This window comes from Cyanobium sp. ULC065 (assembly GCF_977927515.1).
Genome location: NZ_OZ376393.1, coordinates 2,901,140 through 2,926,687, shown reverse-complemented (window position 1 = coordinate 2,926,687; position 25,548 = coordinate 2,901,140). Strand labels below are relative to the sequence as shown.

Below are 25,548 nucleotides of genomic sequence, written 5' to 3'. Positions count from 1 at the left end.
GCGGCAACCTGGGCTGCATGCTTTGGGTGGTTGACTTGGCCATCACGTGACGCGCCTCGATCTTGCCAAGAGTGCTGGGAGTGGTGGCTGGATAGGGCCGCCCAAGGAGTTGATGGCCATCAAGCTCACTCTCGGATCTTGGACGACGGGGCTGTTGTTCTTGCCCGATCTTGGCTTTCTCTGAGGGGCTACGGCTGGCTGCAAGCGGATCAACCAACTCCTGTGATGGTGCGCTGGGGAGGGGTCCAGTTGACGGGCCAGCGGTTGGCGAGCAGGGCCACCACCAGCATCGGCGAGGCCAGACCGAAGCAGGCAAGCCATTGGTTGGCCGTCATCGGCGTTGTCTCGAACAGCAGATTCATCACGCGCCACTGACTGAACAGCACCTGCAGCAGAAAGGCAGCAATGATGCCGAAGCCGATGCGTGAGAAATTGCCCAGCTGAACCTTGCGTCCGCGCAGGCGTGCAATCAGAGAAGACCAGAACTGGCTGAGGCTGAACAGGTAGATCGCCAAGCCCGTGACCAGCGTCTGGATCGCCATCGTGCGGGCCAAGGTGAGATCGCCACTGGATTCGCGTATCCAGGCGAAGATGCCGAAGATGAAGATCAGGTTGAGCGTGGAAATCAGGGCGATGCGTTGGAGCAGGGGTGTTGACAGCAATGGCTGCTGGGGAGAGCGGGGCGGGCGCTCCATCAGGTCGTAGGGCTTGGGCTCGAAAGCGATGGGAACCGTCATCGTGATCGAGATGATCATGTTGATCCAGAGCACCTGAAGCGGCTGAATCGGCAGGAAGTTGCCACGTCCGGCCATCACGCTCAGAAACACGCTTGCGGCGAGGCCACCATTGACCGGTAACAGGAAAGCAAGCGCTTTCAGCAGGTTCTGGAACACATTCCTGCCTTCCTCGACGGCCGCTTCAATCGAAGCAAAGTTGTCGTCAGTGAGCACCATGTCTGCAGGTTCCTTCGCCACTTCCGTTCCGGTGATTCCCATGGCGATACCGATGTCCGCCTGTTTCAAGGCAGGCGCATCATTCACACCATCACCGGTCATGGCAACGATGTGACCGCGGGACTGCAGAGCCTGAACCAGGCGAAGCTTCTGCTCCGGAACAACACGGGCAAAGACGCTTCCCTCCAGGGCGGCATCGATGAAAGCGGTCTTGTCCAGATCTGAGAGCTCTTGACCACTGAAAGCCGCGGTTGTCTCCTGTTGACTGAGTTTCAGGCGATTGGCGATCGCCACAGCGGTGACCTTGTGATCACCGGTGATCATTTTCACGTCGACGCCGGCGCTGTGGAAGGCCTGTACGGATTGGATGGCCTCGGAGCGTGGTGGGTCGATCATTCCCTGAAGACCGAGGAAGACCAGCCCCGAAGCCAGAGCATCGTGATCGATCGTGGTGCTCGAATGCGGTTTCTTTGCAAAAGCCAGCACGCGCAGACCCTTCGAAGCCATTCGCTCAGCCTGCAAGGTGAGACGTTCCTTGTTGATCGGAAGAACACCTCCCTCCGAATCAAGAATCGAATCACTGCGCTTGATCAGGGATTCGACGGACCCCTTCATCCAGATCCAGCAGCCTGCCTCCATCGGCAACTGATTCAGGGTTGCCATGTATTGATATTCGGATTCAAAGGGAATGCTGTCGAGGCGGGGATGCGTTTTGGCGAGCTGGGCGCGATCAAGGCCGACCTTGCCGCCAGAAACCAGCAGAGCGCCTTCGGTGGGATCGCCCACGATGCTCCAGGTCTTGCCTTCATGAGCTAGTTCAGAATCGTTGCAGAGCACACCGGCGAGCAAACAGTCTCGTACGGCAAGCGGCATCTGGGTGATCTCGATCGGTTCATCATCCGAATTGAGTAGATCTCCCTTGGGAACATAGCCATCACCGATGAATTGGTAGTGATGACCGCCGGCATAAAGAGCCTGCACAGTCATTTGATTTTCGGTGAGGGTTCCGGTTTTATCGGAACAGATGATTGTTGCACTTCCTAGGGTTTCTACGGCAGGAAGATTCCTGACGATGGCATGCCGCTCCGCCATCCGCGAAGCACCGATCGCCAGGGTGATGGTAACCACTGCTGGTAGTCCCTCGGGAATCGCACTGACGGCAAGGGCAACGGAGGCCTGGAACATGTCGAACGGGGTGTTCCCCCAGGCCAGGCCCACGATGAACGTAAAGATGGCAATCCCTAGAATTGCCCGCAAAAGCAGATTGCTGAATCGTTCAAACTTTCGAGTGAGCGGTGTCGTCAGTGCGCTGCTTTGATCCATCAATGTGGAAATCCGGCCTGTCTCGGTTCTCTGGCCCGTTTCTACAACGATGCCTTCAGCTTGGCCGAAGGTGACGAAGCTGCCTGCATAGGCCATGTTGATGCGATCAGCCAGAGGCGTTTCCGGACCTAGTTCCTTGCAATCTGCATCCTTTTCCACGGCCACGGACTCTCCCGTGAGGCCTGATTCATTGATCTGCAGGCTGCGACTTGTCACAAGGCGAACGTCGGCCGGCACTTTGTCACCGGAAGCCAGCAGTACCACATCTCCTGGCACCAGTTCGACAGATGGCAGCTTCTGCATCTCTCCATTGCGACGAACCATCGCCTCTGTGGTGACCGAGGATGCCAGTGCTTTGATGGCAGACTCCGCCTTGGATTCCTGGGTGAAGGCGATCAGCGCATTCAGTACTGCAACACCGGTGATCACTCCCGCCTCAATCCATGAGCCCATGAAGGCCTTGACGGCACCAGCAATGAGGAGGATGTAAAGAAGAGGATTCTTGAACTGAATCAGAAACATCCACACAAGAGGGCGGCCCTTCTTGGCTTTCAGCTCATTCTTGCCAAAGCGATCCTGTTGCCGTTTGGCCTGAGCATTGGTGAGGCCCTGCTGGGGATCGACATTAACTCGGGAAATAACCGTTGAAAGATCAAGACTGTGCCAGGGAATCAATTGAGAATGGCTCTGGGAGGATTCAGAGCGAATTGAGACGCTTGCTTTGATCATTGCAGGAGGTTGTGCGCGAGATAGCGGCTAGGGTTTGAAGGAAGTTCGTTGTGTATAGCAAGAAATCCTTTGGTTCAATCAGTATAGGCATTCATAAACGGTAACATAAGTTCCGCGAAGGCGATCTGCTTCTGGAATACCCGATTCTTGACGCATCCAGGGGAATATCGGCAACCTGACTTGATGGTTCACCCAGTCGTGCCTGAGAACGATCGAACTCCCCTTCATGGATGAGAATGTGGCGCCTACCTCGGTCGTTGACACCAGGCAGACGCCGGAGCTGGGCTTCCCCTGCCTGTGGCCTCCCCGCGCCACAGTCCTAGTCCAGTCGACCTGTTCCAGACATGCCCCAGTCACAAAATAGGGTGCGGGAACCAATAAGGCCAAGGGGTTCGGGGCTGGATCGAGGCGCGCAAGAGGAGCACCTGAAGGGAAGCAAGATCGAGACCCAGGAGGAAGTTGTGATTTAGCCGTAGAGTCTGTAAGTGAAAACCAACTAAGCTCTCAATATGAGACGATTGTTTTGATGTCTGCCGTGGCTGCGATCCTTTGACCGAGATCAGCAAGAACAGACAGTGAGCCAAACACCAATAATCTGTCTCCCGCTTTGATCACACACTTCCCATTCGGAAATCGAAGATACATTCCTTGGCGACGGATTGCTTGAATTGTGGATCCGAATTGCTTCTGAAAATCAAGTTGAGCCAAGGACTTTCCGACGACTTCACTGCCTTCGGAAACGAGGATCCAGAGGGAAGAATCGGTATCCTCTGGTAACTGCTTTATTCCCCCTTCAACCAGCTTCTTGAAAGCGGCTAGTTCATCAACTTCTCCTACGAGTAAATAGTTATCCCCTTCTTGAATCAGGGTGTTCGACTCGGGGTAATCGATTTTCTCGCCACTGGCGCGTGTAATCGCCATCAAGATGACCCCGGAAAGCAAGCGTATGTGGGATTTCTCAAGGGATTTTCCTACTAAGGCAGAGTTGGGAGGCAGGGAATACATTTTGCTTTTCATCATGCGCGTGGCCTCCTTGATCTCTCGAGAGATCTGATCCTTGGATTGCTCTGGACGCAGAGTTGAGTAGTGAGAATCTCGAATTTGCTGGATGTTTTGCTGGATGGCAGCCAAGGGAAATCCCAAACCTGAAAAAAGATGTGACGATAGCTCTAGGCTTGCCTCAAACTCTGGTTGCACAACTTCTTTCGCGCCCATCTGATACAGGGGTTCAATGTCTTTCTCTGCGCTGGCACGCACCACCAGATCCAGTTCTGGGTTGAGCGCAAGGGATCTCTTCAGGCACAAACGAATGCTCATGGGATCAGGCAGGGCGATCGCCATGCCTCTGGCCTGATCGACGCCGGCCTTTTGCAGAACGAGGGCACTGGCTGCATTGCCAAAGATGTATGGTATTTCTGCATCCCTCAACTTTTGAACATATTGCTCTGATTGCTCAATCACCAATACAGGGTAGTCGCGTTCACGTAACAGCTTCACAATGTTGCTGCCAACTCTTCCGTAACCGCAGACAACAATATGATCCCGAAGGGATTGCGAATCTTCTGAGATTTCCATGGGGCCATCGGCCTGGGTAAACCAGGGTATGGACTCGGCTTTGGCTAAGAGCGCAGGCAGCCATTGCAGCACGAAGGGAGTGACGATCAAAGTAACGGCGGTTGTTCCAAGGATCAACGAGTAGACATCCTCTGAAATCAAGCCAAATTTGCTACCCTGCCCTGCCAGTACGAAGGAAAACTCACCAATCTGAGCTAAGCCCAGACCAGCAATGATGGCAGTATTCAGCGGATAGCGAAACAGGATAACCAAGGGCGTAATGATAAACGATTTGCCGACCAATACCAGTGTGACAAGTCCTAAGATCAGGGGCAGATTGTTCCAAAGGAAAACCGGATCGATCAAAATTCCAATCGCTGCAAAAAATGCAGCCGCACAGATGTCCCGGATCGGTTCAACATAATCGAGGGTCTGGTCGGAATACTCGACCTCTGAAATCATCAGACCCGCTACAAATGCGCCCATTTCAGTGGACAGCCCAATCTTGCCCGTGAGGAGTGCAATGCCCAGGCAAAGCGTCACGACTCCTAGAAGAAAAAGCTCGTGGCTTTCCGTCTTGGCCAGAAGCTGCAGGTAAGGAGGGATGAGCCATTTCCCCACTACGAACGCCCCTAGGGCAAACAGCGCGAGCTTCAGTACGGCGATTCCGATGGCAAATCCGAGCTCCTCGATCGGACTGTTCAGCGCCGGCAAGATCGCCAGCATCAGGCCAAGGGCAAGATCTTGGACAATCAAGATGCCCAGCATCACCTGCCCGTGGGCCGAGGCCGTTTCATCCTGCTCTGCCAGGGCCTTGATCACCACAGCAGTGGAGGAGAGTGACACCAACTCGCCGAGGAAGATACCCTGTGGAACGGAGGTGACCCAGCCCGCCACCACGGCGACCAAAGCCGTCAGGGAGATCGTGAGGACCAGTTGCAGTCCGCCACCACCCAATGCGATCTTTTTGACCTTATTGAGTTCAGCGAGGGAGAACTCAACTCCGATGGTGAAGAGTAGAAACGTAACGCCCAATTCGGCGATTGTTTCTACTTCCTCGTAGTTACTGATCAGCCCGAGCTCGAAAGGCCCAACAATCACCCCCGCAAGCAAGTACCCAAGAATGACGGGCTGCTTCATCAAGGAAGCCAACAAGCCTCCGAAAGCCGCCGCGGCAAAAATTATGATGAGCTCGGTCATGGGGGGTTGAGAACGGCTTGAAACGGTTGGCTTTCGCTGGGCAAAGACGAACTCTGAGATTGTTGTCTCTGAGCGGGGGATGGGTGAGTTTCATTCTCATTATAGGCGGCATGGAATTTTCTGCCTACCAGTGAGCAATGAGGGCTTACCTGTCAGCATCTCCAGATGGGGCGGGCAAGGCTGATTTACGCCTCTCGGCTATCTCTCTAGGCTAGGCTCTGAACGAGGCCTATACTCAGCTTCGCCAAGAAGCCTGCTCCTCCATGCTTGAGTGTTCACCACTCCGGTTTCAAAAAGATCTTGTCATGCCCCTTGGCTTCTGGGAAGCAGTGGCATCGCTTTCGGCCTGACCAGGCAATCCTGAACGTTTCTCCTTACAGCCTCTTGAGGAATTCCCTCGATCTGTTTTCTCACAATGTCATTCAGTGACCAGCAACCGCTGAATCCACTGCTGATGGCTGAGGCCACTTAGTGCACTTTGGCACCTGTAACCGTTATTGAACCTTGGATTTGGATGTCCCCAGGGGCTTCGCTCCTCCGATCTCAGGCAGGTGTCAAGCGACATCCGGTATTGCTCCTCTGGTGGCAGGAAATCTGCCCTGCCTTGTGAGGCTTCAGCACCGGATTGTTGATGCCGCAGTTGACCCCGGTTTTTCTTGCTCATCAGCCCATTGGGACGGATCTGGATTGGGAGACACGGGTTTTCATGGGCACCTTCCTCCTGCGTGGCGAGGATGGTGCTCACCGCACAGTTGGCCTTGATCAGGCCGGCGCAGTGTTTCCTCGTTGTTCGGTTTCTTGCCGCTGGTGTTCGCGAGTGGAGCCGGTGCCCTTGGCTAGTCCTCCTTTGGCCCGGTGGTTTTCGGCGGAGTGCTGGTGGCCAAGGTGCTGCCGTTGATGGTGGTGCCTGATTCTGATGGCGGGGCTGATTGGCAGTGGCCTCGGGGCCGCCTTGGCGGTGATGCTGCATGCGGTGGTGATCCACACGCCGGTGGTGGTGAGCACGCGCTCCTTTGCCCTCTACTGCGGGATCTTCTGCGGGTTCGGGGCCTTTGCCGGCCTCACTCTGGAGACGGTGCGGCAGCTGCAGGTTTCCACCTCAGATCCTGCTTCCCACCACAAGTTCTCCAGAGGCGGAGGAAGCCAGAAGCGCCCCTGATCGCCTCTCGTCGTTCCGTCATGTTCCCAGTACGCGCCGACGCCCATGCAGAAGTAGACAGGTCCCCTGGTGTGCGTCAACATTGATCGCACTCGTGACCAGCCCGTTGCGGCCACCCACCACCGTTCTGGCGGCATCCTCTCTTCTCTCGCTGGTTGCTCTCATTGGCTGTGCTCCGGCCAAGGTTCCCGAGCAGCCCCCGGCGGCCGTCAGGCTGGTGAATCCACGCACTTCCGTCTTCACCGACTCCGCCGATTACCAGAGCACGCTGGAGGCCATCCGCGAGGTCAAGCTCGCTCCAGAGATCGATGGCCGCATCGTGGCGATGCCGATGCAGGAGGGACAGGCGGTGAGAAAGGGAGAGTTGCTCTTCCGGCTCGACCAGGTGCAGCAGGAGGCCACCACCAATTCGGATCGGGCGGAAGCCCGGAAGGACCTGGTGAACGCCGAGCGTTATATCTTTCTCAACGAGCAGGGTGCCGTAACCACCAAGGAACGTGATTTTTATGTCACCCAGGCTCTGGTGAGCCGTGATCGGCTGCAGTCCTCAAAAGCCACCCTTGGTTACAAGAACGTCACGGCTCCGATCACCGGTCAGGTGGGCAGCATCAACGCCAAGCTTGGTGATGTCGTTCGTGCCGGCGGTGTCGTCACCAGCGTGGTCGACAACTCCCGCCTGTGGGTGCGCCTCGATGTGCCGGGCACCGATGCCGCCCGCGTGAAGGTGGGGCTGCCCGTGGTGCTGAGCGCGCCCGATCGCCCCGAGCTCACGGCCCGCGGCGCCGTGAGTTTTGTGGCCCCGTCCCTCGACAAGGAGCGCCAGACCCTGCTGGTGAAGGCCACCTTCGCCAACGACGACGGCGTGCTGCGCAACAGCCAGCGGGTGAACGCCAGGTTGATCTTCTCGCAGGGCAACGCGTTGTCGATTCCCGAGCAGGCGGTGCTGCTCCAGGCCGGCAAGACCTTTGTGTTCCTGGCTGTGAGCCCCGAGGAGGCACGGCAGCGGCTGGGCCGGCCGATTGAGCCACCGCCACCCGCGGGTGCCCTGGTGGCGGTGCAGGTGCCCGTCACCCTGGGCACGCTGCAAGGCGGCATGTTCCCGGTGGCTTCGGGCCTGCGGAGCACCGATTCGGTGATCCTGGGCAACCTGGCCCAGTTGCGCAGTGGCCTGGCTGTGCGCGCCGCCGCTGCAGCGGCGCCTGCTTCCGCCCCCCCGGCGGCCCGTCAATGAGCCTTTCGGACACCTTCATCCGCCGCCCTGTGCTCAGCACGGTGTGCAGTGTGCTCATCCTGCTGGCAGGCGTGATCGCCCTGCCCCTGCTGCCGATCGAGAACCTGCCGGACATCGCTCCGCCCACGATTCAGGTGAACGCCAACCTGCCCGGGGCCGATGCGCTCACGGTGGAAAGCGCCGTGACCGGCCCGCTTGAGGAGCAGATCAATGGGGCGCCGGGGATGGATTACATCACCTCCACCAGCACCGGGGAGGGCAGCAGCCAGATCAACGTCTACTTCAAGCCGGGCACGAACGCGGACATCGATCAGGTGAACGTGCTGAACCGCGTTCAGACCGCCACCCCGCAATTACCGCCCCAGGTGAATGCTCAAGGGGTCACGGTTCAGCAGACCTCCGGCAGCTACCTCCTCGTTTACAACCTCACGTCCACCAAAGGCCAGTTCGACGGCACCTTCTTGAACGGGCTCCTGCAACTGAATCTTGTGTATCCGCTCACGCGCGCGGATGGTGTCGGCCAGGTGAACATCTTCGGGGCCAGTGATCCCGCCTTCCGCCTCTGGGTGGATCCACTACGGCTGGCCCGTTTCAACCTTTCCATCACCGATGTGGTGAATGCGCTGAAATCTCAGAACGTGGTGGTGATTGCCGGCAGCGTGGGTGGCCCGCCCTCACTGCCCACCAACCGCTCCACCTTCCCGATTCTGGTGAACGGCAACCTGGAGACAGTTGGTGAATTCGAAAAACTCATTCTCTCCAAGGGCCCCGACGGCGGATTGATTCGTCTGGGTGATGTGGGCCGCGCAGAATATGCCTTTCAGAACTTCAATCAGGCCGCCATCAATGCCATCAGCGGCTACCCATCGGTGGGCTTCGGGGTGATCCAGCTGCCTGGCAGCAATGCAATCACCACAGCTGATGCGGTGGATGAGGTGCTCACCCAGTTCCGCAACTCCCTTCCGCCAGGTGTGGTGCTGGAGAAGGTGTTCGACCAGACCGACTTCATCAATGCCTCGATCGAAGGGGCCCTCGATGCCCTGCGCGATGCTGTGGTGCTGGTGTTGCTGATCATCTTCCTGTTTCTGCAGGATTGGAAGGCCACGGCTGTGCCGGCCCTCGCCCTGCCCATCGCCCTGCTGGGGGCGATGGTGTTCGTGAAGGCGTTCGGCTTTTCGATCAACGAACTCACGCTCCTGGGCATCATCCTGGCCACCGGCCTGGTGGTGGATGACGCGATCGTGGTGGTGGAGGCCGTGTCGGCGCGCATCGAAGCCGGCGACCCACCGTTTGTGGCGGCCTCCAATGCCATGAAGGAACTGACTGGCGCCATCCTGGCCACCGCCCTGGTGCTGCTGGCTGTGTTCGTGCCCGTGGCCTTCTTCCCGGGCGCCACCGGCGTGATTTACCGGCAGTTCGCGCTCACGATCGTCTTCTCGATCATCGTGTCCACCTTCAATGCGATCACCGGCAAGCCGCTGCAATCGGCGTTGCTGCTCGGTGGCGGCAAAACCGAACCCAGGGGCTGGCGTTGGACGGCGATCGGCGGGGCCTTCGGTGCGTTGTACGGCACCCTGGCCGGCGGCTGGCTGTTGGCTGTGGTGCTGGGCCTGGTGGGGGCCGTGGTGGGCACCTTCCTGATGCCCATCTTCACGGCCTTCAACAAGGTGTTCGATCAGGTGGCCCGTGGCTATGCCGCCCTGCTTCAACAGGTGATCCGGCTTCGGCGGCTGGTGCTGGCGGCGTTGCTGGGCGGGGTGCTGCTCACCGGCGCCGCCTTCGTGCTGATTCCCACCGGTTTCGTTCCCACCGAAGACCAGGGCTATGGCCTGGGCATCATCCAGTTGCCGGCCCAGTCGTCGATCGAGGCCACCATGGCGGTGGCGGATGAGGCCCGCAGGATCATCGCCAAGGAGCCTGATGTGGTGTCCGGAGAACTGGTGGGAGGGGCCGGATTCAACGGCGGCTCGTTGAACCAGGGCATCTTCTTCTTCGGCTTCAAGCCGATCGAGGAACGCACCAGTCCGAAGCAATCGGCGAATGCCATCATCGGGCGGATGAACCAGGCCTTCGCCAAGATTCCCGGGGCGATTGTGCTCGCTCAGGCGCCCGCGGCCGTGCCTGGCTTCGGCGCTCAGGGGGGCCTCTCCTTCCAGTTCAACGACCTCAGCAATGGCGGCTACAGCCCCACCGAACTGGCCGGCCTCGCCAAGCAACTGATCGCCAAGGCCAGGGGCACCGGCACCTTCGGCAACCTCTATACCCAGTTCGTCAGTGATGCGCCGGTGTGGCGCCTCGACGTGGACCGCGACCGCATGGCCTCGCTCGACATCGACTTCAGCGCCGCCATGGAGGCCCTGGGTACCCTCACGGGCGGCAGCTTCGTGAACCAGACCTACGAGCAGCAGCAATACCGGCAGGTGTATGTCCAGGCCGATGCGAGCCACCGCACCATGATCCAGGACCTCAACAATCTCTATGTGAGCAACCGCTCCGGTGGGCTGGTGCCTCTTTCCAACGTGGTGAAGGCCCGCCTCGACAGCGCCCCGCCGATCATCAGCCACTTCGATCTTTATCGCACCGTGCTGATTCAGGGGGTGGAGGCCGCCGGCAAGAGCAGTGGCCAGGCGATCGACACGATCGCGGCGGTGTTCCGCCGGCTCAATTTCGCCAACATCGGCTCAGCCTGGTCGGCGTTGACCCGGTCGGAGGTGCAGGCCGGCGCCCTGGCCATCCTGGTGTTCGCGCTGGGGATCGTGGTGGTGTACCTGGTGCTCTCCGCTCAGTACGGCAGCTACATCGATCCGCTGATCATCCTGATGACGGTGCCCCTGGCCATGCTCGGGGCGCTGATGTTCCTGGTGTTGCGCGGCCAGGTGAACAACGTGTACGCCCAGGTGGGCCTGGTGACATTGATCGGCCTGGCGGCCAAGAACGGCATCCTGATCGTGGATCTGGCCAACCAGCGCATGGAGCAGGGCATGAGCTCCGCCGAAGCGGCCATGGCGGCCGCCTGCTCCCGCCTGCGCCCGATCCTGATGACGGCAATGGCGGCACTGGCCGGCTTCTTCCCCCTGCTGGTCGCCAGCGGCGCCGGCGCCCTCAGCCAGCAGTCGCTTGGGGCCGTGATCTTCGGTGGCTTGCTGGTGGCCACGGTGCTCAGCCTGTTTGTGGTGCCCTCCTTTTATGTGCTGATGAAGCAGCTGGAAGCCTCCTGGTTCCCCGCCAGCCAGGCCACCGAACCGGTGCTGCCGTCAGGCCCGGCCGCCTGAGATGCCCCTGCCCCGCCCTGCCGGCTACCGTCCGCGCCGCCAGTTGCGGGTGGATCGCCGCCGCATCGCCCTGGCGGGATGTCTTTATGCCCTCGCCGTGCTGGTGCTGCTGGTGTTGGCCCACCACGCCTCGCGCACCCCTGGTGAACTTCTGCCGGCGATCCACCCCCGCTTCTGGGCTCTGGTGATCGGCATGGCGGGCTTCTGCGGTGCCTGGGGAGAAACGCTGCGGCAGATCAGCCTCACCCGCCGCGGCCAGCCCGGTGCGCCACTGGACGAACGCGGAGACGACTTCTGAGGGCCGGCCGCGAGCCCCTCCACCGGCCCGCCCCGCACACGGACGGCCCGCATTGGCTGGGTATGGCGTTGCTGCGGGGTGTACTGCCGTTGCACCGCACCGGCCTCGCCGACGACCTGCTGGCTGGGCTCACCCTGGCGGCTCTGGCCATTCCCGAGGTGATGGGCTACACCCGCATCTCGCACACCCCTGTGGTGACCGGGCTTTACACCCTGCTGATCCCGGTGCTGGCCTTTGCCGTGTTCGGCGCCTCCCGTCAGCTGGTGGTGGCGGCCGATTCCGCCACCGCCGCGATCCTGGCGGCCACGCTCAGCGCGGTGGCGGCGCCAGGTTCCAGCGCCTATGTGCAGCTCACCTCGGCGGTAGCCCTGCTGGTGGGGGCCATGCTTGTGCTCGCCACCTGGCTGCGGCTGGGCTTTCTTGCAGACTTCCTCTCCCGCAGTGCCCTGATCGGCCTGCTCACTGGGATCGGCCTGCAGGTGGCCGCCGGCGAGCTCAGCGGCCTGCTGGGTCTGGAGAAGCAAGGGGACGGATCGTTCGCGCAGATCCTCTCGGTGCTGCAGCGGCTGGGGCAGACCAGCGGCGTGTCCATGCTGCTGGCGGTGCTGGTGCTGGCGGTGATCGCTGGCTGCAAGCGCTGGTCGCCGCGGCTGCCCGGGGCTCTGATCGCGGTGGTGGCCACGATCGTGGCCAGTGCCGCGCTCGATTTCCAGCACCACGGCCTGGAGGTGGTGGGTGCGGTTCCCCATGGCCTGCCGCAGCTGGCCTGGCCCACGCTGCAGGCCGCCCAGCTCAATCAGGCCCTCACCACCGCCGCTTCCTGCTTTGTGGTGATTCTTGCCCAGAGTGCTGCCACGGCCCGGGCCTATGCCCAGAGGCATCACGAACGTGTGGATCAGAATGGCGATCTGATCGGCCTGGCCATCGCCAACCTGGGCGCGGCGCTCTCCGGGACGTTCGTGGTCAACGGCAGCCCCACCAAGACGGAAATGCTGGATGCCGCCGGCGGCCGCAGCCAGGTGGCGCACCTCACCATGGCCGCGGTGGTGCTGGCGGTGTTGGCTTTTTTCACCGATCCGCTCGGCTTTCTCCCAGCTGTGGTGTTGTCGACGATCGTGTTTGTGATCGGCCTGAAGTTGATCGATCTTCGTGGCCTGCGTGAGCTCTACCGGTTGCAGCGCAGCGAGTTCGTGATTGCCATCCTCACCGCCCTCTGTGTGGCGCTGCTTGGCGTGATGCAGGGGATTCTGCTGGCGGTGGGCCTGTCGTTGATCGATCAGGTGCGCCACACCTACAGGCCCCGAACGCGCCTGTGGGCCCATGACGCCGAGCGGGGCTGGCACACGGTGCCGGTGGCGGCGGGGGTGTTTGCAGCGCCGGGCATCGTGGCCTATCGCTTCGAGGCGAATCTGTTTTATGCCAACGCCAGCGCCTTCCTGGAGGAGGTTCTGAATCTGATCACACTGAATGGCCCGGATCTCAAGGGGCTGGTGATCGATGCTTCCGGCATCGATGCGGTGGATTATTCAGCTGCCAAGACATTGATGGATCTCCAGGCCGAGTTCCAGCGCCGTCAGTTGTTTCCGGTGTTCGTGGTAAGCGCCGATGAGCTGTTGGCCAAGCTCTCGCGCTATGGCTTCACCCCCCACGGCAAGCCCTATCGCACCGTCAAGAAGGCGATCCGGGCCCTGTCGGCGCAGCTTGCCCAGCAGGATGCCACCAGCTCGGCGGCAACCAGATCGACGACGGCAGAGCTTGACCCCGCGGACGATGCAGCCGCCCCGGAGGATTGAGTTGGAGACGATGCCAAGCCGTAAGAAGGCCCAGTCCCAGTTTTAGGTCCAGGCATTGAACCAGATACAGGCGGAATCCCTGCCCTAGGCACAGAACTAGATCCAGGCACAGTCCCAGGTCCAGTTCCCGGCCAAGGCCCAGAACCAGGACCCGGCCTAGGCCTAGGCCCAGAACAAGACCCAGGCCCGCGCCGGATCGAACCGCCGATCAGGTGATCACCGTGGGCCGATCCATGCCGGTGCGGCTGCGGATCTCGGCCAGGCCATCGGCGGCGTTGATCAGATCGGCGAGGGCCGCCTGGGGATCCTGGGCCAGGTTGCCGCCGGAGGGCACGAAGCTCTCGAGGTAAAGGCGCAGGGTGGCGCCCTGGGTGCCGGTGCCGGAGAGGCGGAACACCACCCGGCTGCCGTCGTCGAGCAGCAGGCGCAGACCCTGCCCCCGCGTCGTTGATTGATCCACCGGATCGTCGTAGCTGAAGTCGTCGGCGGTGGCGATCGAGCGGCCGGCAAAGCCGGTGCCCTTCAGGGAGGGCAGCAGGCCATGCAGGCGGTCGTAGAGGCCGTGGGCGCGGTCGCTGGCGATGGCTTCGTAATCGTGGCGGGAGTAGTAGTGGCGGCCGAAGCGTGCCCAGTGGCTTGCCATCACCTCGGCCACCGAGCAGCGGCGTCGGGCCAGGATCTGCAGCCAGAACAGCACCGCCCACAGCCCGTCTTTTTCGCGGATGTGGTTGCTGCCGGTGCCGAAGCTTTCCTCGCCGCAGAGGGTGATCCGGCCGGCATCCAGCAGGTTGCCGAAGAACTTCCAGCCCGTGGGCGTTTCGTAGCAGGGGAGCCCCAGCTCGGCGGCCACCACATCCACCGCGGCGCTCGTGGGCATCGAGCGGGCCACACCCGCCAGGCCGCTGGCATATCCCGGTGCCAACGTCGCGTTGGCGGTGAGCACCGCCAGGCTGTCGCTGGGGTTCACGAAACAGCGGCGGCCCAGGATCATGTTGCGATCGCCATCGCCATCGCAGGCGGCGCCGAAGCTGTAGGCATCGCCCTTCAGCAGCAGATCCGCCAGCTCATGGGCGTAGGTGAGGTTGGGGTCGGGGTGCCCGCCGCCGAAATCCTCGAGGGGGATGCCGTTGCGCACCGTGCCTGCGGGTGCGCCCAGCAGCCCTTCGAACAAGCGGCGGGCGTAGGGGCCGGTGACGGCGTGCATGGCATCGAAGGCCACCGGGAAGTCACCCGCCAGCAGGTCGGCGATCGCGTCGAAGTCGAACAGGCTCTGCAGCAGCGTCAGATAGTCGTCCACGCCGTCGATCACCTCCACCTGCAATCCGCCGATGTGGTGGGTGCCGGGCGCCTCCAATGGCAAGGGGCTGCCCTCCACGATCCGGTAGCCGTCGAGGGTCTGGGTGACGGCGTAGATGGCGTCAGTGATCGATTCCGGCGCCGGGCCACCGTTCGCCCCGTTCACCTTCACACCGAAGTCGCCGTCGGGACCGCCGGAGTTGTGGCTGGCCGAGAGGATGATGCCGCCGACCGCCGCGTGCCTGCGGATCAGGTGGGAGGCGGCGGGGGTCGAGAGGATGCCGTCTGTGGTGGTGATCAGCCGGGCCAGCCCGTGGGCGGCGCCCATGCGGCAGATCACATCAATGGCCTGGCGGTTGCCGTAACGGCCATCGCCCCCGAGGATCAAGGTGCCGCCCTCCACGCCAGGAAGCACCCGGAACACAGCTTCCACGAAGCTTTCCAGGTAGTGGGGCTGCTGGAACTGCCTGGTGCTTTTACGCAGCCCGGAGGTGCCCGGTTTCTGGTCGGTGAACGGGCTGGCCAGCGTCACGCGGCAGGAGGCAACAGAGCCTGCGGAAGCGCTGCTCGTCATCGGGCCAACTGTGTGGGGGTCCAACGTAACCCTGCCTCCTATGAGGCAGATCCGAGCGACCTCGGTAGCGTGCGCAAGGACACCCCCCTTCGCTTTTCAGGCCCGTGACCCTGTTCACTCCCGTCCTGTGTCGTCCGCGGGGCCGATCCGCCCTGGTGACGTCCCTGCTGGCCGCCGTCGCCCTGGTGGGAGCGCCTTCCCTCCCGGCCCGTGGCGGTGTTCCTGCGGCTGCTCCATCGCCTGCCCTCGCCCAGGCGATCAACCGCACCCGGGAGGCCGCCCAGGCGGTGCTCGATCAATCCGGCACGGAGCATTGCCTGCGCGGCAAGCTCACCAACGCACTCCTGGGGCTCTCCGCCAGCTGCGCCGGTGCCGCCTCGCCGCTCTGTGAGCTGGCTGATCGCGTGGTGGTCACCACCGGCTGGTCGGTGACGTTCATGGAAACGACAGCGCGCCAGCTGCTGGCGCTGGCAGCCCCGCCTGCAGGCCCTCACACCCAACCCTGACCGCCGATGGACATCGAACGCACCGGCGGCAAGCCCCTGACCGCGGAGCAGCAGGCCCTGCTGGATCTCTTCCGCACCAAGGTGGATGAGGTGATCAAGTACCGCGGCCTCTCCGAATCCGACGTGAAGCGTCTGGTCAAGGAGGTGCGGGCCCATCCTGATTGCGGTCCTGAAATCCTCGCCACCGTGTTTGCCGAGCTGAGCGAACGGATGCCCGGTTCCCGCCTCAGCTACGACTGGGACTGACCTGCTTCAGGAGCCACCGGCGCCGGCGGGCCGGCCGCTGCCGGACCCGGGCCCACCAGCGGCGGGAGGACGGCGGGGGCCGTCGTCCTGCTTCCTGGTGCTGGCGGCGCTGGGTTGCTGGCAGCGCTTGAGCAGTTGTTCACCCGCCCGGTCGAGGTCGTCGCGGCGCTGGAAGCTGTTGGTGGCGGCCGGCTCGGCCTGCTGCACGATGCTCCACACCGTGTCCTTACAGAAGGAGGGCAGCAGGGGGTTGTCCATCAGCGGATCCGCGAGGCTGCGGGCGCGGCTGCAGGCTTCGGCACCGTTCTCGCGGGAGCAGGCGAAGGTGGCCAGCTGAATCGTGCGCAACTCCGCCGTGGTGGGAAACGCCGGCGGCTTGGGCCTGGCCGCGGCGACGGGGCTGGCCCCCGTCAGGGCTCCAGCCGCCAGCCAACCGCCCAGCAGCCAGCCGGCTCCCACAGGTCCAGTCCATGGCGGGAGCCTTCGGGAGAAGGCGTAGCGCCAGATGGGGAGGCGGTGCCGGGACATGGGGCGCGGAGGGGCAGCCCGCTCATCATGACTGCAGCGGCCGTGATGCTGGGGTGTCGCCTTGGTCACACGCGCAGTCGCACCGGCAGGAAGCCGTCGCGCAGCGGTGCCTGGCGCCGCACCCAGAGCGCCTTCACCAGGGGGCCGGCCAGGGGCGCCAGTGGCGCGAGCAGAGCGCGCAGCTCCGGCCGCCGCCGCAACAGATCGCCCTGGGCCGCCTCGGCCTGCTGGGCCCGCTGCGCCAGCTGGATCTCCGCCTGCCGCTCCTGCTGAATCCGGGGCAGCACCGCATCGATGGCCTGCGGGCCGGCGCCCTGCTGCAGCGGCGGCACCAGCCAGTTGGCCGCCACGATCGCGTCGCGGAGCGCCATGTTGATGCCCTGCGCCCGCACCGGGCTCATCGGGTGGGCGGCATCTCCGAGCAGCAGCAGGCCGGGCTCCTGCCAGCGCGGGCAGCAGCCCACCTGCACCGACAGCGCCTCCGGACCCCGGATCGCAGCGGCATGGGCCCGAACGTGGGCGGCCAGCCAGTCGGGCGCCAGGGCGGCGAAGGCCTCTGCCCACTCCAGCGACGTGCGCGTGATCCGCTCGCCAGGGCCCACCAGCCAGCCCAGCTGCAGCTCGCCGCCTTCTGCGGCGGGAAAGACGCTGCAGCCGCCGCCGGGGCCGAGCAGCACCATGAAGCGGTTGTCGGCGCTGCAGCGCGGCTGGGCGGGCAGCCGGAACCAGAGCACGTCGATCGGGCTGGGAGCGCTGACGATCGGCAGGCCGGCCGCGCGCCGCAGGCCCGAGCTGCGGCCATCGCAGGCGATCACCAGATCGGCGGCCAGCACCCGATCGCCGGTGAGCCGCACCCCATCGACGCGCCCCTGTCGGCGCACGAGGCCCTGCACGGTTTCCCCCGGCTTCCAGCTGAAGCTCTCGTTCCGGCAGGCCCGCTGCACCAGCGCCTCCAGCAGGGCTGGCTGGGGCACGAGCGTGCACGGTCTTGTGCTGCCCAGTGGCTCGGCGGCGTCGAACAGCTCGCGCCCGTTGATCCAGAACGACCACCCCGCCAGCGCCCGTTGGGGCAGACCGGCCAGTAGGGGCTCCAGACCCATCTGGGCGAGCGCCTCCAGCCCGCAGGGCATCAGCCCTTGGCCGCGGAACTGGCGATCGAAGCGGCGGGTCGCCTCCACCAGCGTGACCCTCAGGCCCCGCTCCGCCAGCAGCAGGCCAAGGGAGGCACCGGCAGGGCCGGCGCCCACGATCACAACATTGCTGCGGGAAGGGGCAGCAGCGGCGGAGGAGGCGACGGGCAAGGGGTGGAGCGGCCGGGTGGCGGTCGGTGGGGCGCAGGGCCGCCCAGACCCATGGTGGGACCCATGTGGATGAATTGCGTGGGTGGGGTGCAAGGCATTGGTGTGCACCCTGTTCGTATAGAGAGACGCTGGATCCGCTTTCCGTGATGCAGATGGTGGGCCTTTCTGCCGTCACAGCCGCTTATCTCCACGACTTTTCGGAGCGCCTGGCCTGGAAGCTTTCCGGCTGAGAACGGCGCGATCAGCCCGGTGCTACTCGTTGTGCCAGTGGCCTGTTGCCATTGGCATTAGAACTTTCCCTCCGCCATCAGCATTGACAGGCGTCTGTTGCACTGCGCGCTCACTACTCGTTCACAACCTGCCAACAGCCTGAAGACTCCAGCGTTGGCATGGCTGTAGCGCTGCTACGGATCCGGCGCTGGGATGGCTTCATACCGCATCAACTGCGCTGATCACCGATGCCGCAGCGTTGCCTGCTTTGCTGAAGCTTGCGCTGCAGTCGTGGCGTCAGCCCCAGCTCGGCCCCTTGCCACAGTTGATCCATTTCGCGGTTGAAGTGGGCGGCAAGCTGCGGTGAGCGGATGATCATCAGGGTTTCGTCATTGCCATGGGCCGCTGATGGACTCCAGTTGAAGGAGCCGGTGATCACGCTGCGGTCATCGATCACCGCCACCTTGTGGTGCAGCTTGTCGCCCCGGGCCAGCCGCGGCGTGCCGACCCCAGCGAGGGGATGGGCCAGGGGCGCGTTGCCCGCTTCCCGTTTGCAGCGGTGATCGGCCATGGCCAGGCCCAGCAGGTCGAGCACCTCCGAGAAGGAGCGGGTGGCGAAGCCTGGATCTGCCAGCACCCGGATCCGTACCCCCTGCTGGTGCAGTTGGGCGATGCGATTGGCCAGATTCTGGGCAGAGAACACGAACAGATTGAGATCGAGGCGCTGCTGCGCCTGGGCAAGTTCCGTCTCGATCAGGGCGAGGCCGTTGCGGGGATCGCGACGCCGGTGTGGCGCGAACAGCACCTCCACCTTGGTGGGGCCCACCATCACCTGCTGGAGGTCCCCGTTGTCCTTGCCGATGCCGAAGCGGCTGTTCGGCAAGCCGCCAGGGCCATCGCCCCAGAGGCGGGAAAACTCGTGGTTGAACACAGTCGCCAGGGGGCGGCTGTCGATCCGCAGCAGGTGGTTGGCATTGCCCCGGGTGCGCCCATCATTGAGGTCACCGTGAATGCAGGAGGGGGTGAAATTCGCCGATCCGGTCACCACCCAGCGGCCATCCACCACGAGAAACTTGTGGTGCATCAGACCGCTGCCGGCGCTGCCATCGGCGGTGTCATCGAGCAGAGTCACACCGCCGCGCCGCAGCAGCGCCACCGCATCCCCCTGTTGCCGTTCCTCCAGGCTGAGCACCCCGTCACGATTGCTGTCCGCCAATCCCTTCAACTGGTGGTGCCGGCTGCGCTGGCGGCTGTCGAGATCCACCGGGTGCTCTTCGCTCCACGGCCGGCTGTAGGTGTTCTCCAGCACCACCTTCACACTGACCCCGGCATGCTGTTTGGCCACCAGCGCCCGTGACACCTCCGGCAGGCTGAGCTCCTGCACCGCCACGAGGATCTCCCGTTGGGCGCGAGCGATCGTGTCGAGCAGCATCTGCTCGAGGTTGTCGCCATTGCGCTTCAGGCCACTGACCGGGCTGCGGTAGTGGCGGTCAACCCTGTGGTTGAACGCCACCTCCATGCCCGGCGGCAAGGGCAGATCGGCGGGAGGCTGCCCGATGATGCGCGCCGCGCTGCCGCAACCGGCCAGGCTGAGCATCAACCCGCCCAGGGCGAGCACGGTGACTCCGGACCTCCGCCGCGTCCTTGCGAGGTTCGGCAACACCCCAGCAGCGGGTGGTCGCCGGCACGGCGAAGGGACGCGAAGGAGCACGTGCGCTGGCACTGGCTTGGGCACGGGCGGACGACGTGAACTCAGCTGAGCGTTCCCAGCCCGCGGCCATTCGGTACAGACAACAGCGCTCTGCTGCAACCGCCGGCCGAATGCCTCGGGAACGCAAGAGAGCGCTGGATAGAGACAATGAGAGCAACAAACCCTCGGCACAGCTCATGATCAGCGCCGTGCAGACAGGAGCATGCGACCAGGAGTGGCGGACAGTGGTCTGGGTTTAGCCGCTTGCAGGTGGCAGTTGGAAGCTGACAGCCTGTAATCACAGGCTCGAGATGCAGCTCCTCCGGTGTTCAAGAGCAACACGTGAGGGAGTTGATCGCCTGGTCAGGGGGGGGTGAGATCCTCGTCAGGCTGTGATTATCGCCAGCAGGTGATCAACTGAACAGGATTCTGTGATCCTGATGAGTCCGTCGTCGACTTCAGCGGCTCAACACCGGGCGCAACGGGCAAGCTCAGTGGTGGCCAGGCATCTCGGCAGTGCGCAGCATGGCCACAAACCACACGCAGCTGGCGGCCACTGCTACGCCCACACCGGTGCTCACCCCGAAACGCACCATCAGCACGGGCACCACGAGGGGCAGTACCACCGCTCCCACCAGCGGGGTGAAGGCCACGAAAGCCTTCAGAGCCGCGCGTGAGTCAGAGTGAGCCGCAGTAGCGGCCGACTCGTCGCTGGGCGGTGGGGTCAGAACCATTCGGCCACGGCCTGGCTGGCCGGGTTGCTGTTGTCTTCGGGTGTGAAGCGCTCAAACTGCAGGGTGATGTTGCGCTTTTGCTCGCCATCGGCGGCAACCGCCTGGATGGGATAGAGCTGCTGGCCGTCGCGGAACGGAACCTGCACCCGGAAGGTGCCTTCGGCGGAGAGCGGCACCACCTCAGAGCCGATCGTGAGCTGGGCGGAAGGATCTGTGGCGCCGTAGACAATCAGCTCAGCATCAGCCACGAGCCAGAAGGAGCGCTGGCGGGGAGCCACTCCACCCACGCCAGATTCATTACGGCCACTGGCCCAGGCACCGACGCCGGAGTCGCTGAGAGCGCGCCGCTGATGATCCGCCCCTGAATCCTCCACTTCGTGGAAGGCTTCAGAGCCGCGACCGAAGTGTTTCCAGCGCACGGTGGCCGTTTGATAGAGCCGTTCGTGCAGGCCGTTGTCGGCATAGTCGGCGGGAGCGGGCAGGCTGCCCGGTGCAGGTGCCACATCAAGGGAAAAGGGCACGAACTGATCAAGGATCTGCTCGCTCGGATGAAGGGCGGGAACGCGTGCCACCGAGGAGAAGGCCAGGGAGATCCAGCCGCCGCCGATCTTGCGATAGCCCAGCTCAAGCCGGTAGTCGCGGTCGCTCAGGGGCACCGGCAGGTACCACTCCGAGGCATGGCTGTCGACGGGAACTTCCTGCAGCGTGTGGGGATGGGCGGCGCCCTCGCTCAGGCCGGTGACGTCGGCGACCCGCAGGCAGAGCTGGCTGGCACCCACATTGAGGGCCTGGCGCCGATCAGCTTCGGCGATTTCCCAGAACACGTAGGCCCATTGGGGATCGCGCGGCAGGAACACCACCCGGGTCTGGGCGGTGGGACGGGGGGCCGGCTCGAAGCTGGCTTCCAGATCCGCCAGGGTGGCGGATGATGCGGGTTCACCGCTGGCCCCACCGGAGGCAGCGGCTTCACTGAAGCCAGTGCTCGCGGCCTGGGCCGACGGCTGGCGGGTGGTGATTTCCGTGACCAGCTCGTCTTTGGATTTACGGCTGTACAGGCTCACACCCAGATCACTGGCGATCTGGCGGAGTTGCCTGAGCGTCATACGAGCGAGGGCATTGAGGGCCTGGGTCACCTGATCTCCAGCTTTTGTTTGGGATCAGTCTGGGGGTAGATCCCCGGTTTTTACGTGGTTCCCCGCCGCTGCGTCAGCAAGCTCTGACGGCCCCTGTGTCCTCTCGGCGGCGTTGGACACAAAAAAAGGCGGGGGGACCGCCGTTTGCTGCTCTGGGAGCCAGGAGACGGGGCCCAGGGCCCCGCCGGTTTGTCAGCGTCCGACGCTGCGATAAGGAACCTTGGAGAGGTAATCCATGCCGGCGTTGCCGGAGGACGCAGCCCCCACACGCAGGGCGGGCAGCGTGCGCACCCAGGGGAGGTAATCCTCGGGGTAGCCACCACGGCGCTGACGCGCGCGCTCGGGCAGGGAGCGCTTGGTGCCGGTGTAGATGATCTGGGGGAAGCCCAGGATGCCCCGGTGGTAGGCGTCGTAGCGGGGGGTGGTGATGTTGAAGGGGGTTTCACCCACCTCGCGGGAGCCGACCACCCGGTTGCGATGGTACGGAACGGTGTCGTAGCCGAAGTTCTCGAGGTATTCATCGCTGTCGAGAATCTTGTCGACAGCACCGGCCACGCCCTTGGTCATGATGACGGCGGACCAGGCGATTTCCTCAGCTTTGCCATACACTTGGCGGCCCAGCAGCTTCTCTACAAGGTGGCGAGCCACCCGGTAGTTGTTATTGAGGTTGTAGAAGCTGCGAGTGAAGGTGTCAGACAGGCAGAGTGCGCGGATGAAATCACGCACGGTGATCTGACCATCGCGCAGTTGCGACTCGAGAATCGTGTCGCGGTCAACCTTGAACGCGTGGAAGAAAATCTGGCGGTAAGCCGACTCGATCACGAAGTTCTGGTCTTCACGGTCGATCGCCTTGTCGAGCGCGACAGCCTTCGGGTCCTCGTCGGAACCCACGCGGAAGGCCTTCACCCGGGAGTTCTGGGTGGTGGGCGCGTACTTCAGAAGCGGAATTGCCACACGAGCATCGTCATCCGTCGCTGTGGATCGTAGAAGTGAGGCCCCGCGGACCCCGTCAGCGAAGGGGCAGGGCTCACAGTCCGTAACGTTTGCGACATCGGCGGCTCACCAGCCGAAAGCGGACAGCCTCTCGTTGCCATCGCCGGTTACGGCCCCCACCGACGCTGCTTCCCCCCCGGCGGCCTCGCTGCCTGGGGCGTTGTCGTCGCGGCAGCGGGTTTCCATGCAGAAGGATGCGGTGTTCGAAAGCCCCTCCACCGTGCTGGTGCGCAGGCGCAGATCCGGGTTGGGGAACCAGAAGCGCTCCAGGGAGCTCATCGTTTCGTAGGCGGTGGTGAGCAGCAGGCCGTCGCGCTCATCCATGCAGAACCGCCCGGCCACCGGGGCTGTTTCGGCGTAGCCGCGGTCGCGCAGCAGCAGGCCCTCGCGCCCGTGGGCATCGGTGGGGATCAGGCCGAACACCGACTCCCCCTGGTGCTCCTCTCCGGCCTTATCCCAATCCATCGAACCGCTCCAGCGCACCTGGCAGCCCCCCACCAGGGCGCCGGGATCCTGGCCATGCAGCTCGGCGATGGCCACCAGGCGGGGATCGTCGGCGCTCACGTCCACCACCTGGATCAGCGAGCCGCCCCCCTCGGCGCGTCGATGCAACAGGTGGTGGCTGGTGCGCTGGGAACGCCAGCGGCCGCAACTCAGCCGGAAAAAGCTGATGGCATCGGCGATCGGAACGGTCACGGCGGGTGGACGGCTACAGCGATGATCGCAATCCGTCCACCTCGACTGTTGCCGGTGGCCATCACGGGAGTTCTGGCCGCCCTCGCCGCCGCTTTCTGCTGGACAGCCTCCAGCAGCCTCTGGCGGCAGCTGCCCACCTCGCTGAGCGCTGCCCAGCTCAACCTGGTGAAGAACCTGCTGGCGGTGGCGACGCTGCTGCCGCTCGTGCTGCTGAGTCCCTGGCGCGTCGCGCCCCTGCCGCTGACGTTGCTGGTGCTGAGCGGTGTGATGGGGATTGCCCTGGGCGACAGCCTGTATCTGGCGGCCCTGCGCCGGCTCGGCACCCGCCGTACCCTCACCCTCGATGCCGGCGGCCCGGCTGTGGCAATGCTTGGCGGGGTGGTGTTCCTGGCCGAGGTGCCCACGTTGGTGCAGTGGCTGGGGGTGGGGCTGATCTGTCTGTCGGTCCTGCTGGTGGCGCGACAGGCCCCTGCTACCCCACTGGTGCCGCAGCGGGATCGGCTCGGCCTGGCCCTGGCGCTGGCGGCGCTGCTCTGCGGCAGCACGGGCGCCCTGCTGGCCCGCGCCGCGCTGCGGGCCTCGGCCCTGACTCCCCTGGAATCGGCCACCCTGCGCCTGGCGGCCGCCGCGGTGGTGATGCTGCCGCTGCTGTGGCGGTTGCCGCTCCCCGGCCAGCGGCCCCGGCTGGGCTGGCGGCGCTGGCCGCTGGTGCTGCTGGCCACGCTGCTGGGCACCAGCGCGGGCATCGTGCTGCAGCAGACCGCCCTGCAACACCTGCCGGGCGGTCTGGCCGTGGCGCTGCTGGCAACGGCGCCTGTGATGGCGCTGCCATTGGCGGGGCTGGAAGGCGACACGCCTGGTTGGCGGGGCCTGGCAGCCGCCGTGCTGGCTTTGGCCGGGGTCAGCCTGGTGACGGGGGCGCTGGGGAACCTGGCTGCGGCGATGACGCGGTGACGCGGGCGCGGGCCAGACCATCGACCCAGGTGATCAGGTCGTCGAGCTGCAGCGAAAGCGGCGCGCGGCCCAGGGCCCCGGCGAGGGCGTCGAGCTGGCAGGCGGCGCGATCGAGTTCCGTCAGGAAAGCCTGACGAAAGCCGGGATCACCTGCCACTACTGGATGGTTGTTGACCCAGCGCTCCCGCTCCGGCTGGCTGGGCAGGGCGCCGTCGCGGCGGCCGGCGATCTCCTGAAGGCTGCGCAGGCTGTGGGCCAGCAGCCGCAGGTGGTGGCGTTCGAGCGCGGGGAGCAGGGTGGCTTCGAGTAGGGCCAGGTCGTCGTGGCTGAGTGGGCCTGCCTCAGCCATTACCAGGGGGTCGCTGGAGCCGGTGGGGGCGGCCGGGGGCGTGGGGTGAGCCGGAAGCCGCAGGAGTGGCCGCCCTCCAACCGCCAATGGACGCGTTCCACGGTGCAATCGGGGAAGGTGTGGCGCATCTGCTGGAGCTCCTGGTCGCAGATCAGCGGGAACTGGTCGGCGATGCGGGAGACCGAGCAGTGGAATTCGCTCATGCACCAGGACAGCCCGTCGCCGTCGCGGCGGCATTCGGTCATGTAGCCCTCGCGGCGACGCAGCTCCACCAGCCGCTTCACCCGCTCGGTGAGGCTGCCTTCGCCGATCAGGCGTCGATCGACGCTGGCCTTGGCGACCGCCTGCTGCTTCAGCAAAGTCTGGATGGCATCGCGGGGCATGCTCGCCGCCATCGACTGCAGCAGGCCGATGGCGAAATTCTCGCCGCTGTCAGGAAAGCTATCGTGCCCCTGGCGGGTGAGGCGCCAGTGATTGCTGGGACGGCCTGGGCCTTCGGGCGTGGGGCTGGCCTCAAGCACGCCTTCTTCTTCGAGGCTGCGCAGATGGCGTCGCATTGCCTGAACCGACACCGAGAGTGCTTCGGCGAGCTGGGCCGCTGTGGCCTCACCGAGACGCATCAGCAGCGTGAGCACCGCCTCGCGGGTGGGGGCCTGGGTGGTGGAAGGCATGGAAAAGCAGGCCGGTCTGGCGAGACGCAACCTTCCTCACACCTTGCCACGCTCCGCTGGCGACTGGGGGAGAGTGAACGGTGATGTGCGCGGATCACCGGCCGGCGGTCTCGCTGTCCTAGGCTCAGGTGATTAACGAAACTTCCTGGTTTCGT

General features: G+C 64.0%; 20 protein-coding genes. 8 read left to right on the top strand and 12 right to left on the bottom strand.

The window, feature by feature from the left end; translation table 11 throughout:
* Positions 1–209: 209 nt before the first annotated feature.
* Both ACXMDP_RS14580 and ACXMDP_RS14575 read right to left on the bottom strand, forming a co-directional pair.
* Positions 210–3,005, bottom strand: coding sequence for a cation-translocating P-type ATPase (locus ACXMDP_RS14580; RefSeq protein ID WP_259730197.1), 2,796 nt, complete (start codon positions 3,003–3,005; stop codon positions 210–212).
* Between the two features lie 504 nt (positions 3,006–3,509).
* A complete protein-coding gene (locus ACXMDP_RS14575) occupies positions 3,510–5,759 on the bottom strand; it encodes a cation:proton antiporter domain-containing protein (protein ID WP_259730198.1) in 2,250 nt (749 codons plus the stop codon).
* Between the two features lie 916 nt (positions 5,760–6,675).
* Between ACXMDP_RS14575 and ACXMDP_RS14570 the strand changes: the two genes are divergently transcribed.
* The 5 genes from ACXMDP_RS14570 (at position 6,676) to ACXMDP_RS14550 (ending at position 13,512) form a co-directional block, all read left to right on the top strand.
* Positions 6,676–6,918, top strand: coding sequence for a hypothetical protein (locus ACXMDP_RS14570; protein ID WP_259730199.1), 243 nt, complete (start codon positions 6,676–6,678; stop codon positions 6,916–6,918).
* Positions 6,919–7,135: 217 nt separating this feature from the next.
* Positions 7,136–8,149: an efflux RND transporter periplasmic adaptor subunit gene (locus ACXMDP_RS14565; protein WP_457766970.1), complete on the top strand. Its 1,014-nt coding sequence runs from the start codon at positions 7,136–7,138 to the stop codon at positions 8,147–8,149.
* Positions 8,146–11,421: an efflux RND transporter permease subunit gene (locus ACXMDP_RS14560; protein ID WP_259730201.1), complete on the top strand. Its 3,276-nt coding sequence runs from the start codon at positions 8,146–8,148 to the stop codon at positions 11,419–11,421. The genes ACXMDP_RS14565 and ACXMDP_RS14560 overlap by 4 nt, the downstream gene beginning before the upstream one ends.
* Before the next feature lies 1 nt (position 11,422).
* Positions 11,423–11,719, top strand: coding sequence for a hypothetical protein (locus tag ACXMDP_RS14555; RefSeq protein WP_259730202.1), 297 nt, complete (start codon positions 11,423–11,425; stop codon positions 11,717–11,719).
* Between the two features lie 62 nt (positions 11,720–11,781).
* Positions 11,782–13,512: a SulP family inorganic anion transporter gene (locus ACXMDP_RS14550; RefSeq protein ID WP_259730203.1), complete on the top strand. Its 1,731-nt coding sequence runs from the start codon at positions 11,782–11,784 to the stop codon at positions 13,510–13,512.
* A gap of 208 nt (positions 13,513–13,720) precedes the next feature.
* On the opposite strand, the gene ACXMDP_RS14545 is transcribed toward ACXMDP_RS14550, so the two are convergent.
* The gene (locus ACXMDP_RS14545; RefSeq protein WP_259730204.1) at positions 13,721–15,382 is read right to left on the bottom strand and encodes an alpha-D-glucose phosphate-specific phosphoglucomutase; all 1,662 of its coding nucleotides are present in this window, start codon (positions 15,380–15,382) and stop codon (positions 13,721–13,723) included.
* 155 nt (positions 15,383–15,537) lie between these two features.
* Between ACXMDP_RS14545 and ACXMDP_RS14540 the strand changes: the two genes are divergently transcribed.
* Both ACXMDP_RS14540 and ACXMDP_RS14535 read left to right on the top strand, forming a co-directional pair.
* Positions 15,538–15,888, top strand: a complete 351-nt coding sequence (locus ACXMDP_RS14540; RefSeq protein WP_259730205.1) for a hypothetical protein — start codon at positions 15,538–15,540, stop codon at positions 15,886–15,888.
* Between the two features lie 6 nt (positions 15,889–15,894).
* Positions 15,895–16,134: a hypothetical protein gene (locus ACXMDP_RS14535; protein ID WP_259730206.1), complete on the top strand. Its 240-nt coding sequence runs from the start codon at positions 15,895–15,897 to the stop codon at positions 16,132–16,134.
* 6 nt (positions 16,135–16,140) lie between these two features.
* Here the strand turns inward: ACXMDP_RS14535 and ACXMDP_RS14530 are convergent, their stop codons facing one another.
* The 7 genes from ACXMDP_RS14530 to ACXMDP_RS14500 form a co-directional block, all read right to left on the bottom strand.
* Positions 16,141–16,593, bottom strand: a complete 453-nt coding sequence (locus ACXMDP_RS14530; protein WP_457766969.1) for a hypothetical protein — start codon at positions 16,591–16,593, stop codon at positions 16,141–16,143.
* A gap of 134 nt (positions 16,594–16,727) precedes the next feature.
* Entirely contained in the window at positions 16,728–17,963 is a 1,236-nt protein-coding gene (locus ACXMDP_RS14525) for an FAD-dependent monooxygenase (protein ID WP_259730208.1), read from the bottom strand.
* Positions 17,964–18,402: 439 nt separating this feature from the next.
* Entirely contained in the window at positions 18,403–19,782 is a 1,380-nt protein-coding gene (locus ACXMDP_RS14520) for a phosphatidylserine/phosphatidylglycerophosphate/cardiolipin synthase family protein (protein ID WP_399233527.1), read from the bottom strand.
* A gap of 572 nt (positions 19,783–20,354) precedes the next feature.
* A complete protein-coding gene (locus ACXMDP_RS14515) occupies positions 20,355–20,516 on the bottom strand; it encodes a hypothetical protein (RefSeq protein ID WP_198948281.1) in 162 nt (53 codons plus the stop codon).
* Between the two features lie 71 nt (positions 20,517–20,587).
* On the bottom strand, positions 20,588–21,700 hold the full coding sequence (locus ACXMDP_RS14510; protein WP_259730303.1) for a DUF4912 domain-containing protein: 1,113 nt from the start codon (positions 21,698–21,700) through the stop codon (positions 20,588–20,590).
* A gap of 222 nt (positions 21,701–21,922) precedes the next feature.
* Positions 21,923–22,684, bottom strand: coding sequence for a phycobilisome rod-core linker polypeptide (locus tag ACXMDP_RS14505; protein WP_094512535.1), 762 nt, complete (start codon positions 22,682–22,684; stop codon positions 21,923–21,925).
* Positions 22,685–22,789: 105 nt separating this feature from the next.
* Positions 22,790–23,419: a phycobiliprotein lyase gene (locus ACXMDP_RS14500; protein ID WP_094512540.1), complete on the bottom strand. Its 630-nt coding sequence runs from the start codon at positions 23,417–23,419 to the stop codon at positions 22,790–22,792.
* A 21-nt stretch (positions 23,420–23,440) separates the two neighbouring features.
* On the opposite strand from ACXMDP_RS14500, the gene ACXMDP_RS14495 reads away from it, so the two are divergent.
* The gene (locus tag ACXMDP_RS14495) at positions 23,441–24,373 is read left to right on the top strand and encodes a DMT family transporter (protein WP_399233468.1); all 933 of its coding nucleotides are present in this window, start codon (positions 23,441–23,443) and stop codon (positions 24,371–24,373) included.
* Here ACXMDP_RS14495 and ACXMDP_RS14490 read toward each other — a convergent pair.
* Together ACXMDP_RS14490 and sufR are read right to left on the bottom strand one after the other, a co-directional pair.
* Entirely contained in the window at positions 24,321–24,722 is a 402-nt protein-coding gene (locus ACXMDP_RS14490) for a hypothetical protein (RefSeq protein ID WP_259730210.1), read from the bottom strand. The genes ACXMDP_RS14495 and ACXMDP_RS14490 overlap by 53 nt on opposite strands.
* Entirely contained in the window at positions 24,722–25,393 is a 672-nt protein-coding gene (sufR, locus tag ACXMDP_RS14485; protein WP_457766968.1) for an iron-sulfur cluster biosynthesis transcriptional regulator SufR, read from the bottom strand. Before sufR ends, ACXMDP_RS14490 begins: the two co-directional genes overlap by 1 nt.
* Between the last annotated feature and the right edge of the window lie 155 nt (positions 25,394–25,548).

Excerpts from the sequence above, each read along its gene's own strand:
- ACXMDP_RS14580 (WP_259730197.1), bottom strand. The coding sequence starts at position 3,005 with ATGATCAAAGCAAGCGTCTCAATTCGCTCTGAATCCTCCCAGAGCCAT.
- ACXMDP_RS14575 (WP_259730198.1), bottom strand. The coding sequence starts at position 5,759 with ATGACCGAGCTCATCATAATTTTTGCCGCGGCGGCTTTCGGAGGCTTG.
- ACXMDP_RS14570 (WP_259730199.1), top strand. The coding sequence starts at position 6,676 with ATGGCGGGGCTGATTGGCAGTGGCCTCGGGGCCGCCTTGGCGGTGATG.
- ACXMDP_RS14560 (WP_259730201.1), top strand. The coding sequence starts at position 8,146 with ATGAGCCTTTCGGACACCTTCATCCGCCGCCCTGTGCTCAGCACGGTG.
- ACXMDP_RS14555 (WP_259730202.1), top strand. The coding sequence starts at position 11,423 with ATGCCCCTGCCCCGCCCTGCCGGCTACCGTCCGCGCCGCCAGTTGCGG.
- ACXMDP_RS14550 (WP_259730203.1), top strand. The coding sequence starts at position 11,782 with ATGGCGTTGCTGCGGGGTGTACTGCCGTTGCACCGCACCGGCCTCGCC.
- ACXMDP_RS14545 (WP_259730204.1), bottom strand. The coding sequence starts at position 15,382 with ATGACGAGCAGCGCTTCCGCAGGCTCTGTTGCCTCCTGCCGCGTGACG.
- ACXMDP_RS14535 (WP_259730206.1), top strand. The coding sequence starts at position 15,895 with ATGGACATCGAACGCACCGGCGGCAAGCCCCTGACCGCGGAGCAGCAG.
- ACXMDP_RS14510 (WP_259730303.1), bottom strand. The coding sequence starts at position 21,700 with ATGACGCTCAGGCAACTCCGCCAGATCGCCAGTGATCTGGGTGTGAGC.
- ACXMDP_RS14495 (WP_399233468.1), top strand. The coding sequence starts at position 23,441 with ATGATCGCAATCCGTCCACCTCGACTGTTGCCGGTGGCCATCACGGGA.
- ACXMDP_RS14490 (WP_259730210.1), bottom strand. The coding sequence starts at position 24,722 with ATGGCTGAGGCAGGCCCACTCAGCCACGACGACCTGGCCCTACTCGAA.
- sufR (WP_457766968.1), bottom strand. The coding sequence starts at position 25,393 with ATGCCTTCCACCACCCAGGCCCCCACCCGCGAGGCGGTGCTCACGCTG.